Genomic DNA, 14,095 nt, shown 5'->3' on the forward strand with positions numbered 1-14,095 from the left:
CCGGGACCATGGCTTGTTTGCGTGGGTGCCGTAATCTGGGTCGGATGACCAGTCAGCAGAGCGAGCCCCGCCCGGCGAACGCCGCCGTACCCCGGACGCTCGCCGAGGAGCTCCGAGCCCGCGACGACCACTCGCTGGCCGACCTGCTGCATGCCCGCCCCGACCTGCTCAACCCGGTGCCGAGCGATCTCACCCAGCTGGCCGCCCGGCTCTCCAGCCGCGCGTCCACCCTCCGGGCGCTGGAGCGACTGGACCGCTTCACCCTGCAGACCGCCGAGGCGCTGGCCGCCGCGCCCGACGGCTGTGCCGACACCGTGGTGCGCAACCTGCTGGGCGGCCCCGCCCGGGTGAAGCCGCACCCCGCCGCGACCCCGGCCGACCGGGCCGCCGTCGCGTCCGCGCTGCCCGCCGCGATCGCCACGCTCCGTTCCCAGGTGCTGCTCTGGGGCCCCGACTCGGCGCTCCGGCTGGTGATCGCGGTCCGCGAGGCGCTCGCCCCGACCGCCGCCAACCCCGGTCGGACCGGGCTCGGCCCGACCCTGGCCGAGGCGACCCTCGGGATGTCACCCGCCAGGATCCAGCAGCTGATCGCCGGCGCCGGGCTGCCCCCCACCGCCGACCCGGTGACCGCCGTGGCCGCGCTCGGCAAGCTGCTGCAGGACCGCAAGCGCTGTGCCGCGCTGTTGGCCGAGGCGCCCGCCCCGGCGCTCGCCCTGCTGGAGAAGCTGGTCTGGGGACCGCCGACCGGCACCGTCCCGGACGCGGCCAGGCCGGTCACTGTGGACGAGGCCCGCAGCCCGGTCGAGTGGCTGCTCGCGCGCGGACTGCTGCTCCCCTCCAGCGCCGGATCGGTAGTGATTCCAAGGGAGTTGGCGCTGCACCTGCGTGGCGAGCGGAGCCACCGTACGGTCGAGCCGACCCCGCCGGCGATCACGCCGACCCTCGAGCGCGATCCACAGGCTGTGGACAACGCGGCGGCCGGACAGGCGTACACCGCCGTCCGCACCGTCGAGGAACTGCTGGAGGCCTGGGGCCTGCAGCCCCCGCCCACCCTGCGGGCCGGCGGCCTGGGCGTACGGGACCTCAAGCGAGCCGCACTGATCCTGGAGTGCACCGAGCCGACCGCCTCCTTCTGGCTCGAACTCGCCTACACCTCAGGGCTGTTGGCGCCGGACGGGGAGACCGACGAACGGTGGGCGCCCACCCCCGCGTACGACCACTGGCTCCAGCAGGCGACCGCCGACCGCTGGTCGCTGCTGGCCCGCAGCTGGCTGGCCGCCACCCGGGTGGCCGGGCTGACCGGCACCCCGGACGGCAAGGGCAAGACCCGCGCCCCGCTCGGCCCCGAGCTGGACCGCACCCTCGCACCGTCCGTACGCCGCGCGACACTTGAGGCCCTGGCAGGCCTGCCGGCCGGCGGGGTGGCGGATGCCGCGACACTGCTGCCGCTGCTCCGCTGGCAACGCCCGCTCCGGGGCGGCCCGGTGGGGGCGGACGGCCGGGACTTCCGCGACCACCTGGTCGACTGGACCCTGCACGAGGCCGAACTGCTCGGCATCACCGGCCGGGGCGCCCTCGGCGCACCGGCCCGCGCGCTGCTCGACCACGCCGATCCGGCCACCGTGCTGGACCCGCTGCTCCCGCAGCCGCTGGACCACGTGATCCTCCAGCCGGACCTGACCGCGATCGCCCCGGGCCCACTGCTCACCCCGCTGTCCCAGGCGCTGGCGCTCTGCGCGGACATCGAGTCCAAGGGCGGCGCGACGGTCTACCGGTTCACCACCGGCTCGATCCGCCGCGCGCTGGACGCCGGGCGGTCCGCCGCCGACCTGCACTCCTTCCTGGCCCAGCACTCCCGCACCCCCGTCCCGCAGCCGCTCAGCTACCTGATCGACGACGTGGCACGGCGGCACGGGGTGCTCCGGGTCGGCGCGGCCTCCTCGTACCTGCGCTGCGACGACCCCGGGCTGCTGGCCGAGGTGCTGGCCGACCGGCGCGCGGTCGAGCTGAGGCTGCGGATGCTCGCCCCGACCGTGCTGGCCTCCCAGGCCGGGCCCGAGACGCTGCTCTCGGTGCTCAGGTCGATGGGGTACGCCCCGGCCGCCGAATCCGCCGAGGGGGACGTGCTGCTGACCCACCCCGACAGCCGCCGCACGCCGCCGCGGACCGCCCCCACGCCCGTCCCCGACGGGCCGCCGGAGCCCGACCGGGTGCTGCTGACCGCCGCCGTGAAGGCCGTCCGGGCGGGCGACCGGGCCGCCACCGCCGTCCGCCGGGAGACCGTCACCGGCCCCGCCGCCCACCGGCCGCAGAGCGGCCCGGCCCGCAGCGACCTGCGCCAACTCCCGCGCACCGCCGCCGCGGACACCCTGGCCGCCCTGCAGACCGCGGTGCTGCTCGGCGAGCGGATGTGGATCGGCTACGTGAACGCCGAGGGCCTCTCCTCGCAACGGGTGATCGACCCGGTGAAGGTCGAGGGCGGCTACGTCACGGCCTACGACCACCTCAGCGACGAGGTCCGCACCTTCGCCCTGCACCGGATCACCGGAGTCGCCGAACTGGCGGACAGCGCGCAGTAGGACCCCCCGTCGGTTGGGGGGTCTATGGTCGGCGGTATGGAGCTCGCAGCCGGTATCCGGTACGCCGTCATGGACCGCCACGGCGGGGTCAGCCAGGCCCCGTTCGACTCGCGCAACCTCGGCGGGCGGACGGACGACGACCCGGCGAACGTCCGCCGCAACCGCGAACTCACCGCGCTGGAGCTGGGCCTGGACCCGGCCCGGGTGGTGATGATGCGTCAGGTGCACGGCACCGAGGTCGCGTACGTGACCGAGCCGTACGACCCGGGCACCGCGCCGCCGCTGGACGGCATCGTCACCGACCGCCCCGGCCTCGGCCTGGTGGCGCTGGCCGCCGACTGCGCCCCGGTCCTGATCGGCGACCCGGTCCGGCGGCTGGTCGGCGCCGCGCACTCCGGCCGGGCCGGTACGGTCGCCGGGATGGCGCCCGCCCTGGTCGCGGCGCTGACCGCGCGCGGCAGCGACCCGGCCGACCTGGTCGCCCTGGTCGGCCCACTGGCCTGTGGCCGCTGCTACGAGGTGCCCGAGCAGATGCGGGCCGAAGCCTGCGAACGGCTCCCCGAGCTCTGGGCCACCACCCGGCAGGGCACCCCGGCCCTGGACGTCCGGGCCGGCATCACCGCCCAGCTGACCAGGGCCGGGGTCGGCGAGATCCGGCACGACGACCGCTGCACCATGGAGGACGAGAACTTCTTCTCGCACCGCCGGGAGCAGGTCACCGGCCGGTTCGCCGCCTACGTCTGGCTGGTCTAAGACCGACCGGCGATTGGGGGGTGGGTGAAGGAGCGGTGGTGGGGTGCGTGGCTCGGCGGTGCCGAGGAGGGAGTAGCAGCGGAGCTGCGGCGACTGACGAGAAGCCGTCGAGGTGCGTGCCCCGGCGCCGCGACGCCGCCCCCCAATCGCCGGTCGGTCTAAGCGCTACTGCTTCTTCTCCTTGGCAGCCTGCTCGGCCTGCTGCTGCTTGGCCTGCTCCATCAGCACCTCCGGGTCCGGCGGCGTCGGGTCGACCCCGGTGAGCAGTTCGGTGCCGGTGAACGCGACCAGCCCGAACACCCCGCCGGCGTTCTTCAGGTCGGGCATCCCGGCGGTCTTGGCCGCATGGGCGGGCACAGCGGCGGCGGCCAGCGCGGCACCGGACAGCGCGACCGCGGCGAGCAGACGATTCGGCATCTTCATGCCCTGCTCTAACGAGCACTTCCCGGGCAGGTCACCCATAACCACCCGAGTGCGGGACACTGGAAAGTCTGCGACCTGACAACCGGAGGACTCCCCGCGTGAACGACGGACCGCTGATCGTCCAGAGCGACAAGACCCTGCTGCTGGAGATCGACCACCCCAAGGCAGCCGACTGCCGCCGTGCGATCGCGCCGTTCGCGGAGCTGGAGCGGGCGCCCGAGCACGTCCACACCTATCGGGTGACCCCGCTCGGGCTGTGGAACGCCCGGGCGGCCGGGCACGACGCCGAGCAGGTGGTGGACGCTCTGGTGACGTACTCGCGCTACCCGGTGCCGCATGCGCTGCTGGTGGACATCGCCGACACCATGGGCCGGTACGGGCGGCTGCAGCTGTCCAAGCACCCGGTGCACGGGCTGGTGCTGAGCACCACCGACCGGCCGGTGCTGGAGGAGGTGCTGAAGTCGAGGAAGGTCGCCCCGCTGGTGGGCGCCCGGCTCGACCCGGACACCGTGATCGTGCACCCCTCGGAGCGCGGCCAGATCAAGCAGGTGCTGCTCAAGCTCGGCTGGCCGGCCGAGGACTACGCCGGGTACGTGGACGGCGAGGCGCACCCGATCGAGCTGGAGCAGGACGGCTGGACGCTCCGGCCGTACCAGCAGCAGGCCGTGGAGGGCTTCTGGCACGGCGGCAGCGGTGTCGTGGTGCTGCCCTGTGGAGCAGGCAAGACGCTGGTCGGCGCGGCCGCGATGGCGGAGGCCAAGTCGACCACGCTGATCCTGGTGACCAACACCGTCTCGGCCCGGCAGTGGAAGCACGAGCTGGTGAAGCGGACCTCGCTGACCGAGGACGAGATCGGCGAGTACAGCGGGACCAGGAAGGAGATCCGCCCGGTCACCATCGCCACCTACCAGGTGATGACGACCAAGCGGAAGGGCAGCTACGCGCACCTGGAGCTGTTCGACGCGCGGAACTGGGGCCTGGTGGTCTACGACGAGGTGCACCTGCTGCCCGCGCCGGTGTTCAAGTTCACCGCCGACCTGCAGGCCAGGCGGCGGCTCGGGCTGACCGCGACGCTGGTCCGCGAGGACGGCCGGGAGGGCGACGTCTTCTCGCTGATCGGGCCCAAGCGGTTCGACGCACCGTGGAAGGAGATCGAGGCGCAGGGCTACATCGCGCCGGCCGACTGCTGCGAGGTCCGGGTCACGCTGACCGACTCGGAGCGGCTCACCTACGCCACCGCCGAGCCGGAGGAGCGCTACCGGTACTGCGCCACCACCGCGACCAAGCGGCGGGTGGTGGAGGCGCTGGTCAAGAAGCACGAGAAGGACCAGACCCTGATCATCGGTCAGTACATCGACCAGCTGGACGAGCTGGGCGAGGTGCTGAACGCGCCGGTGATCAAGGGCGAGACCAGCAACGCGCAGCGGGAGAAGCTGTTCGAGGCGTTCCGGAACAAGGAGATCAGCGTGCTGGTGGTCTCCAAGGTGGCCAACTTCTCCATCGACCTGCCGGAGGCGACGGTGGCCATCCAGGTCTCCGGCACCTTCGGCTCCCGGCAGGAGGAGGCCCAGCGGCTGGGCCGGGTGCTCCGGCCCAAGGCGGACGGGCACTCCGCGCACTTCTACTCGGTGGTGGCCCGGGACACCGTGGACCAGGACTTCGCCGCCCACCGGCAGCGCTTCCTGGCCGAGCAGGGCTACGCGTACCGGATCATCGACGCGGACGACGTGCTGTAACGGGGTAAATGATTCGCGCCGCGGGTGGGGGCAGGTCTAGGATTTCCGGTCTTGCCCCCTCCCGAAGCGTGGTGCCGTCCTGGCAGCCGTGGGAGCCCGTCCGGTCGGTAACCGGGCGGTTTCTTCACCGTGAGCTAACGACGAGACCGCCGCCCCACGCCGGGCGGCCGGGAAGGTTCGCTGTGCACTCCCCCGCTCCTGTTGACCCGCTGCCTGTCGACCCGCTGCTCCAGCGCGAGCGCGACCACCTCGCCGCCTCCCGGGACGCGCTGCGCGCGATGCGGGCGGACGTCGAGTCGCTCGACCTGCGCGACGTGACCGGCACCTGGGTCTCCGCCGCCGTGCTGCAGAACCAGATCACCAACCGGATCGCCGCCCTCGCCGACCTGGCGCACACCCCGCTGTTCTTCGGCCGGCTGGACTACCAGCACGCGATCAGCGAGGAGCAGGCCGAAGGCGGTGGCGGCGAGCAGTTCTACATCGGGCGACGGCACGTGCACGACGCCACCGGCGACCCGATGGTGATCGACTGGCGGGCACCGGTCTCGCAGCCGTTCTACCGGGCCAGCCGGACCGAACCGCTGGACGTCGACCGACGGCGCCGTTTCGGCTACACCGGCGGCGAGTTGACCGCGTACGAGGACGAGCACCTGAGCGACCCGGCGGAGGTTGAAGGCGCCTCCGCCCTGCTCGCGGCCGAGATCGAGAAGCCCCGCGTCGGCCCGATGCGGGACATCGTGGCCACCATCCAGCCCGAGCAGGACGAGATCGTCCGGGCCGAGATCGGCGGCACCATCTGCGTCCAGGGCGCCCCCGGCACCGGCAAGACCGCCGTCGGCCTGCACCGGGTCGCGTACCTGCTCTACGCCCACCGCGACCGGCTCGCCAAGTCCGGCACCCTGGTGGTCGGACCGAACCGCTCCTTCCTGCACTACATCGAACAAGTCCTGCCCGCTCTCGGCGAGTTGGACGTCGCCCAGGCGACCGTGCAGGAGCTGGTCAAGCACGTCGAGATCCGCGCCGAGGACCCGTCCGAGGCAGCCAGGCTGAAGGGCGACGCCCGGATGGCCGAGGTGCTGCGGCGCGCCGTCCGGTCCGGCATCAGTCTGCCGACCGAGCCGCTGGTGGCGGTCCGCGGCTCCCGGCGCTGGCGCCTCCCGGTGTACGAACTCGTCGAGATCTTCGAGGAGATGCGCGGTCGGGAGATCCGCTACGGCGCGGCGGGCGCGGCACTGCCGCAGCGGCTGTCGCACGCGCTCCTGCTGAAGATGGAGCAGGGCGGCGAGGCCCCCGACGACCGGGTGCAGGACGCGATGGCCCGCAACCCGCAGGTCAAGGCCCTGGTGAAGCAGTGCTGGCCGCCGGTCGACCCGGCCAAGCTGGTGCACCGGCTGCTCACCGACGCCGAGTTCCTGGCGAGTTGCGCGGACGGCATCCTGACCGAGGACGAGCAGGCCACCATCCGCTGGGCCAGGCCAGGCCGTTCGGCGAAGACCGCGCCGTGGACCGCCGCAGACGCCGTCCTGGTCGACGAGACCGCCGACCTGGTGCAGCGCACCGCCTCGCTCGGCCACGTCGTGCTGGACGAGGCGCAGGACCTCTCGCCGATGCAGTACCGGGCCGTCGGGCGGCGCTGCAGCACCGGCTCCGCCACCGTGCTGGGCGACCTCGCGCAGGGCACCACCCCCTGGGCGACCGGCAGTTGGGCCGAGGCCCTGCACCACCTCGGCAAGCCCGCCGCCCACGTCGAGGAGCTGACCAAGGGCTTCCGGGTCCCCGAGGAGGTGATCGCGTACGCCTCCCGGCTGCTGCCCGCGATCGCCCCCGGGCTGGCGCCGGCCAGCTCGGTCCGTGACACCCCGGGTTCGCTGAGCCTCCGTCAGGTCGAGGACCAGGCACGGGAGGCGGCCCTGGTCGCGGCCTGCCGCAGCGCCCTGGAGCGCGAGGGTTCCACCGGTCTGATCGCCGCGGACGCCCGGATCCCCGCGCTGGGCGCGGCGCTCACCACAGCCGGGCTGCCCTTCCTCGAACCCGGCACCGAGACCAGCGCCGACGCCCGTCTCACCCTGGTCCCCGCCTCGCTCGCCAAGGGCCTCGAGTACGACTACGTGGTCCTCGACGAACCGGCCGCCGTGGTGGCCGGCGAGCCCGACGAACGGACCGGCCTGCGCCGCCTCTACGTCGCCCTCACCCGGGCCGTCTCCGGGCTGACGGTCGTGCACGCGGAGCCCCTGCCGGAGCAACTGCGCTAGGCAGGGGCTCAGCCGCCTACGGTCCAGGGGCTCGGGGCTGCGCTTTTGGCAGGCGCTCGGGCATCTACGGCCCAGGGGCTCGGGGCTCTGCTGACTTGCGGCTCCGCCGCGTGGGCGAGGAGATCTGGCGTTCGGGTCACTGCGAAAGTGCCTGACCCTTTACACACGAATCACCGTTTTTCGAGGTCAGCGTCGCAGTTCCCCGAGCCCCTGGTGGTGCCTGGCTGAGCACAGTGCCCGAAGCCCCTGGTGGTGCCTGGCTGAGCCCGGAGCGCAGGTCAGCCGTCGATCAGGGCCCGCCACTCGGCGACCTTGGCTGCGGAGACCGGAGTGTCCCAGCCGTTGGTGCGAACGGGGCCGCCGACGTGGAAGCCGTCGAAGCCGGCGGCTCGGAGGCCGGGGACGTGTTCGGCCCGGAGGCCGCCGCCGATCAGGATCTGCTGGCGGTAGCCGGGGTCGCCCGCCTTGGCGAGTTCGCCGGCCAGGACTTCCCGGCCCGCGCTCACGCCGGCGGCGGAGCCGGAGGTGAGGAAGGTGTCGAGGCCGGGCAGGTCGCCGACGGCGGCGCGGACGGCAGCCCGGTCGACGCTGTGGTCGATCGCCCGGTGGAAGGTCCAGCGGCAGCCCGCGACGGCCTCGGCGACGGCCTCGGTCGCCGCCAGGTCCACCGCGCCGTCGGCGTCCAGGAAGCCGAGGACGAACTCCTCGGCGCCCTCGGCGCGCAGTGCGGCGGCCCGCGCGCGCAGCTCGTCCAGGCTGCCGGGGGTGAAGCCGTCCCGGATCCGGAGCATCACCCGGAGCGGGATGCTCACCGCGTCCCGGATGGCGGCGAAGTCCTCGACGGAGGGGGTGAGTCCGTCGGCGGCCATGTCCGCGACCAGTTCGAGCCGGTCGGCACCACCCGCCTGAGCAGCCCGGGCGTCCTCCGCCGTCAGCGCGATCACTTCGAACATTGGTCTAGACATATTGCTAACCCTGCCATATCCGGATGCCCGTCGGCGAGCCCCCTGCACGGGAAAAAGATCAGCCCCACCGGGCGGTGGACCCACGCCTCCCAGCATGGCCACCACCCGGCAGGGCCGCATCCGGCACCGGCTCACCCAGTGACGGCCCGCTTCCCCCTGCGCGTCAGCAGGGCGTAGGCGAGCCCCGACACCGCACACATCAGCCCCACCGCAGCCGCCGGCCCGTTGGCGCCAGTGGCCACCTTGACGATGTCGAAGGTCGCTTCCTGCAGCACGTACGGCAGGACGGCCAGCGCGACCGCCGCCGTCCGTACCGCCCCGCGGCCGGCCGCGACCAGCAGCACCGACAGCAGCAGGAGGACGAGCAGCGTGCCCCGGCCCGTGTGACCGAAGGAGTAGAGGTACCGAGACAGGTGCAGCGCCACCGACAGCGCCAGACCGGCGGCGACCAGGCCGGCCTGGCGCCAGGAGGCCCGGGGCCGCAGATCCGCCGGCACCAGCCAGAGGAGCATCGCCGAGAGCACCGGCGCGAGCGTGAGCCAGACCAGGCTCACCAACGCCCAGCGCAGGCCGAGCATCAGGGCCGATGCGTGGAGCCCGAAGAGCAGCACCACACCGGCCGCCGTCAGGCCGGCCGCCAGCCGGGTCACCGTCCACCGGCCGGCCAGCCCGGCCACCAGCAGCAGCACCGAGCAGCCCGTCACCGCGTACCCGAGGGGCCGGGACAGCACGGAGTAGTCCACGTCCACCAGCAGGTTCAGCAACGTGACCCCGGCCAGCAGGCCGAGCACCAGCGGCGCCGCCGCACCGAGCACCCGACCCGGCAGCCCACCGAACGTCAGGCCGGTGCGCAGCCGCAGCCCGTAGGCCGCCAGGTCGAGCACCTCCCGGGCGGCGGCCGGGCGGCCGGCTCCGGCGGTGGTCTGCTCGAAGACGGCGGTCATCTCGGCACCGCGCTCGCGGCGGTAGGCGGCGGGGTAGAGCGCAAGAGCGAAGCGGAACAGAGTGGTCATCATGCGAAGGCCCCCCTGACCCTCGGGCGGACAACGGTCAGCCGGCGGTCGGCCTCGGCCAGCACCGCCCGCAGGCGTACGGTCTCGGCGGTCAGCGCGGCCCGGCCTGGCTCGGTGAGCGCGTACGTCCGGCGGGCCCGGCCGTCCACGATCTCCTCGCGCTCGACTGCGATCAGGCCCTGGCCGAGCAGGCGGTCCAGCGCACCGTAGAGCGTGCCGGTGCGCATCTTCACCCGGCCGTCGGAGATCTCGGCGATCTCCTGGATCAGGGCGTAGCCGTGGCGTGGCGCGTCGGCCAGCGCGGTGAGCAGTAGCAGCGTGGGCTCCTGCATGGAGCGTTCTGTCATACGACTACATATACCGTTCACCGGCATATGGGGGCAAGGGATTCCTGATGCTCCGTCGGGAAGAATGACCGTCATGACCACCGCGCTGCTGGACCGTTGGACCGCCCTGCTGCTCCGCGCCGGAGCCACCGTCGACCCCGGCCCGTACGGGAATGACCTGCTCACCCGCTGGGCCGAACCGCAGCGGCGCTACCACTCCACCGCCCACCTGGCCGCCGTACTGGACCACGTCGACACGCTCGCCGCACACGCCGAGGACCCGGACGCCGTCCGGCTGGCCGCCTGGTTCCACGACGCCGTCTACAAGCCGGACCGCTCCGAGAACGAGGAGCGCAGCGCCCAGCTGGCCGTCCGCGCCCTGCGCGAGGCCGGACTGGCCGAGGCCCTGGTCGAGGAGGTCGCCCGGCTGGTCCGACTCACCGTCAGCCACCACCCCGCCCCCGGCGACCGCAACGGCGAGGTGCTCTGCGACGCCGACCTCGCCGTGCTCGGCGGCACCCCCGGGCAGTACGCCGCCTACGCCGCCGCCGTCCGCGAGGAGTACGGCTTCGTCCCCGAGGACGCCTTCCGCGAAGGGCGGGCCGAGATCCTGCGTCAGCTCCTCGCGCTGCCCGCGCTCTACCGGACGGACACCGCCCGGAACCGCTTCGACGCCGCCGCCCGCCGCAACCTGGCGACCGAGCTCACGCTCCTGGAGCGCTGACCTTCCGCCGCCGCAGCCCGGCCGCGGTCAGCCGGGCCACCAGCTCCTTGCTGCCGACCGGCTGCGCGCCGAGCCCGACCGCCTGGTCGTACCAGGCGGCGGGTATGTCGTAGTGATCGCGCTCGAACCCGCGCGCGGGGGCACCCAGGCGCTCGGCGAAGGCGTGCAGCTCCTCGTACGAGACGTCGCTCACCAGGTGCGACCAGTGCTTCCCGTGCCCCGGCCAGACCGGCGGGTCGATCAGGATCACGACAGCGCACCCACCGGTGCCACCACGGCCGCCTCCTTGCCGCACACCCAGTGCGGCTCGGGCCCCAGCTCCGGCTCCACGCTCAGCGCGTGCGGGTCCCCCTCGGCCGCGCAGATCTCACACAGCGGCCAGCGCCCGTACGCCTCCAGCAGCTTGTCCTGCACGTCCTGCGCCACCAGCCCGAGCACGTAGTCCGTCCCGTCCGGCCACTGGTCCAGCCACCACCGCCGGTGCGTCACGGCGTCCTCCACCAGCGACACCACCTGCGGGTCGGCCACGTCCCGGGCGGTCAGGTCGGCGAGGATCAGCGCCCGCGCGGCGTGCAGCGCGGCTTCGATGTCAGCAGAACTCATCCGCCCATTCTCCCGCAGTCCGCCGGGAGCCGGAAATGCCGCGAAGGCGGCCTCCCCCGTCGGGGAGACCGCCTTCGCGAGTCGGTCAGAACCGTCTGATCCTCAGGAGGATCAGAAGTCCATGTCGCCGCCCGGCATGCCGCCGCCCGCGGGGGCACCGGCCTTCTCGGGCTTGTCGGCGATGACGGCCTCGGTGGTGAGGAAGAGCGCCGCGATGGAGGCGGCGTTCTGCAGCGCGGAGCGGGTGACCTTGGCCGGGTCGATGATGCCCGCGGCGATGAGGTCGACGTACTCGTTGGTCGCGGCGTTCAGGCCCCAACCGGGCGCCAGGTTGCGGACCTTCTCCACGACGACGCCGCCCTCGAGGCCGGCGTTGATCGCGATCTGCTTGATCGGGGCCTCGAGCGCGACGCGCACGATGTTGGCACCGGTGGCCTCGTCGCCCTCGAGCTCCAGCTTGTCGAACGCGACCGCGGCCTGCAGCAGCGCAACGCCGCCACCGGCGACGATGCCCTCCTCGACGGCCGCCTTCGCGTTGCGAACGGCGTCCTCGATGCGGTGCTTGCGCTCCTTGAGCTCGACCTCGGTCGCGGCGCCGGCCTTGATGACCGCGACACCACCGGCGAGCTTGGCCAGGCGCTCCTGGAGCTTCTCGCGGTCGTAGTCCGAGTCGCTGTTCTCGATCTCGGCGCGGATCTGGTTGACCCGGCCGGCGACCTGGTCGCTGTCGCCGCCACCGTCGACGATGGTGGTCTCGTCCTTGGTGATGACCACCTTGCGGGCGGTGCCCAGCAGGTCGACGCCGGCGTTCTCGAGCTTGAGGCCGACCTCCTCGGAGATCACGGTGCCACCGGTGAGGATGGCGATGTCGCCGAGCATGGCCTTGCGGCGGTCACCGAAGCCCGGGGCCTTGACGGCGACGGACTTGAAGGTGCCACGGATCTTGTTCACGACCAGGGTCGACAGGGCCTCGCCCTCGACGTCCTCGGCGATGATGACGAGCGGCTTGCCGCTCTGCATGACCTTCTCCAGCAGCGGGAGCAGGTCCTTGACCGAGCCGATCTTGGAGTTGGCGATCAGGATGTACGGGTCCTCGAAGGACGCCTCCATCCGCTCCAGGTCGGTGGCGAAGTAGGCCGAGATGTAGCCCTTGTCGAAGCGCATGCCCTCGGTGAGCTCGAGCTCGAGACCGAAGGTGTTGCTCTCCTCGACGGTGATGACACCTTCCTTGCCGACCTTGTCCATGGCCTCGGCGATGAGCTCGCCGATCTGGGTGTCGGCGGCCGAGATGGAGGCGGTCGAAGCGATCTGCTCCTTGGTCTCGACATCCTTGGCCTGGGCCAGCAGCTGGTCCGAGACGGCCTTGACGGCCTTCTCGATGCCGCGCTTCAGGGCCATCGGGTTGGCGCCGGCCGCAACGTTGCGCAGACCCTCGCGCACGAGCGCCTGGGCCAGCACGGTGGCGGTGGTGGTGCCGTCGCCCGCGACGTCGTCGGTCTTCTTGGCGACCTCCTTGACGAGCTCGGCACCGATCTTCTCGTACGGGTCCTCGAGCTCGATCTCCTTGGCAATGGAGACGCCGTCGTTCGTGATCGTGGGGGCGCCCCACTTCTTCTCCAGGACGACGTTGCGGCCCTTGGGGCCGAGCGTCACCTTGACGGCGTCGGCAAGCTGGTTCATGCCACGCTCAAGGCCGCGGCGAGCTTCCTCGTCAAACGCGATGATCTTGGCCATCGGAAGTGGTCCTCCAGGACACGGTCGACTGCACCGGACCGAGGGGCGCCCGCGACGGACGGCCCTGGTGTGCGGGGGTCTTGTCCCCTACCGCTCCCGGGGGCCTCACCGACCCGGTCCGTTGTCACTCTCATGCTGCGAGTGCTAACGCCAATGATTAGCACTCTCGGGTATCGAGTGCAAGCCCAATCGTGATAGAGACACGCGAACAGCGGGAACGCCGACGGGTCCGTACGACGATGTCGTACGGACCCGTGGACGAAGCAGGTGACGCCAGCTCGTGACCGAGCCGAGACTCCGAGGTTCGGAAAGGTCAGGCCGCCGGCGTACGGACCATGTCCGCCTGCGGGCCCTTCTGTCCCTGGGAGATCTCGAACTCGACCCGCTGGCCCTCCTCGAGGGTGCGGTAGCCGTCCATCTGGATCGCGCTGTAGTGGACGAACACGTCCGCACCACCGTCGACCGCGATGAAGCCGTACCCCTTCTCCGCGTTGAACCACTTGACGGTGCCCTGAGCCATTCCGAACTCCCCTTGTGCTGTGCTGGCCCTTCGCGGGCCCGCAGGGATGCGGGCCCAGGTCTGAACAGGCACGCCCGAGGGAACCCCCCCTGGGCGCAGCCGTGCACGCCGCAAGCGCCCCACCGGTCCACCGCGAGGTGACCCGGCCGACGGGTGAATGCGTCGATCGCGGCTGAATGTATCCGGACAGACGCCCTCTGCAACAGGGCCAACCTTGCCGAATTCACCGGCAGTCGAATGGGATATCGCGGGAGGAAGGCGGCAGAATGCGGCAATTCACTCCGGGCATAGCGGACTCATCACCGCAAAATGCGGCCAGATTTCTGACGCTTGCCTGACATCTTCTGTCTCACGCGGTCCGGCGGATGTCTCAACGGCCGGACGGGCCTTGCGTACGCGATCGGCTGACGGTGCGTGGGGAGAGCGGCGGGAAGAGCGGGGATCCACCGACTTTTCTCGCACTCTAC

The 14,095-nt window shown here is 72.2% G+C and carries 13 protein-coding genes; 5 read left to right on the forward strand and 8 right to left on the reverse strand.

The window, feature by feature from the left end:
* Positions 1 to 44: 44 nt before the first annotated feature.
* A complete protein-coding gene (locus ASC99_RS02915; protein ID WP_057227735.1) occupies positions 45 to 2,579 on the forward strand; it encodes a helicase-associated domain-containing protein in 2,535 nt (844 codons plus the stop codon).
* A gap of 36 nt (positions 2,580 to 2,615) precedes the next feature.
* A complete protein-coding gene (gene pgeF, locus ASC99_RS02920) occupies positions 2,616 to 3,332 on the forward strand; it encodes a peptidoglycan editing factor PgeF (RefSeq protein WP_082598030.1) in 717 nt (238 codons plus the stop codon).
* A gap of 165 nt (positions 3,333 to 3,497) precedes the next feature.
* Here the strand turns inward: pgeF and ASC99_RS02925 are convergent, their stop codons facing one another.
* Entirely contained in the window at positions 3,498 to 3,749 is a 252-nt protein-coding gene (locus ASC99_RS02925; RefSeq protein WP_157531338.1) for a hypothetical protein, read from the reverse strand.
* A gap of 104 nt (positions 3,750 to 3,853) precedes the next feature.
* On the opposite strand from ASC99_RS02925, the gene ASC99_RS02930 reads away from it, so the two are divergent.
* Together ASC99_RS02930 and ASC99_RS02935 are read left to right on the forward strand one after the other, a co-directional pair.
* Positions 3,854 to 5,491, forward strand: a complete 1,638-nt coding sequence (locus tag ASC99_RS02930; protein WP_200948262.1) for a DNA repair helicase XPB — start codon at positions 3,854 to 3,856, stop codon at positions 5,489 to 5,491.
* A gap of 182 nt (positions 5,492 to 5,673) precedes the next feature.
* Positions 5,674 to 7,743, forward strand: coding sequence for an ATP-binding domain-containing protein (locus ASC99_RS02935; protein WP_057227747.1), 2,070 nt, complete (start codon positions 5,674 to 5,676; stop codon positions 7,741 to 7,743).
* 278 nt (positions 7,744 to 8,021) lie between these two features.
* Here ASC99_RS02935 and ASC99_RS02940 read toward each other — a convergent pair whose 3' ends face one another.
* From ASC99_RS02940 to ASC99_RS02950, 3 genes are all read right to left on the reverse strand, one after another.
* A complete protein-coding gene (locus ASC99_RS02940) occupies positions 8,022 to 8,708 on the reverse strand; it encodes a copper homeostasis protein CutC (RefSeq protein WP_057227749.1) in 687 nt (228 codons plus the stop codon).
* A gap of 131 nt (positions 8,709 to 8,839) precedes the next feature.
* Positions 8,840 to 9,724 carry a hypothetical protein gene (locus ASC99_RS02945; RefSeq protein WP_157531339.1) on the reverse strand — a complete coding sequence of 295 codons (885 nt, stop codon included), beginning with the start codon at positions 9,722 to 9,724 and terminating at the stop codon, positions 8,840 to 8,842.
* Positions 9,721 to 10,068 carry a PadR family transcriptional regulator gene (locus ASC99_RS02950; protein ID WP_057227753.1) on the reverse strand — a complete coding sequence of 116 codons (348 nt, stop codon included), beginning with the start codon at positions 10,066 to 10,068 and terminating at the stop codon, positions 9,721 to 9,723. Before ASC99_RS02950 ends, ASC99_RS02945 begins: the two co-directional genes overlap by 4 nt.
* Positions 10,069 to 10,141: 73 nt before the next feature.
* On the opposite strand from ASC99_RS02950, the gene ASC99_RS02955 reads away from it, so the two are divergent.
* Positions 10,142 to 10,771: a hypothetical protein gene (locus tag ASC99_RS02955; RefSeq protein ID WP_082598031.1), complete on the forward strand. Its 630-nt coding sequence runs from the start codon at positions 10,142 to 10,144 to the stop codon at positions 10,769 to 10,771.
* Here ASC99_RS02955 and ASC99_RS02960 read toward each other — a convergent pair.
* From ASC99_RS02960 to ASC99_RS02975, 4 genes are all read right to left on the reverse strand, one after another.
* On the reverse strand, positions 10,752 to 11,021 hold the full coding sequence (locus ASC99_RS02960; RefSeq protein WP_235502728.1) for a DUF4031 domain-containing protein: 270 nt from the start codon (positions 11,019 to 11,021) through the stop codon (positions 10,752 to 10,754). The two genes, ASC99_RS02955 and ASC99_RS02960, sit on opposite strands and share 20 nt — an antisense overlap.
* Positions 11,018 to 11,374 (reverse strand): hypothetical protein, encoded by a 357-nt coding sequence (locus tag ASC99_RS02965; RefSeq protein ID WP_057227758.1) that lies wholly within the window; start codon positions 11,372 to 11,374, stop codon positions 11,018 to 11,020. The genes ASC99_RS02960 and ASC99_RS02965 overlap by 4 nt, the downstream gene beginning before the upstream one ends.
* A 111-nt stretch (positions 11,375 to 11,485) precedes the next feature.
* On the reverse strand, positions 11,486 to 13,108 hold the full coding sequence (groL, locus tag ASC99_RS02970; RefSeq protein ID WP_057227760.1) for a chaperonin GroEL: 1,623 nt from the start codon (positions 13,106 to 13,108) through the stop codon (positions 11,486 to 11,488).
* A gap of 313 nt (positions 13,109 to 13,421) precedes the next feature.
* Positions 13,422 to 13,628, reverse strand: a complete 207-nt coding sequence (locus tag ASC99_RS02975) for a cold-shock protein (protein ID WP_057227762.1) — start codon at positions 13,626 to 13,628, stop codon at positions 13,422 to 13,424.
* Positions 13,629 to 14,095: the final 467 nt, after the last annotated feature.

Source organism: Kitasatospora sp. Root107 (genome assembly GCF_001424875.1).
Lineage (GTDB): Bacteria > Actinomycetota > Actinomycetes > Streptomycetales > Streptomycetaceae > Kitasatospora.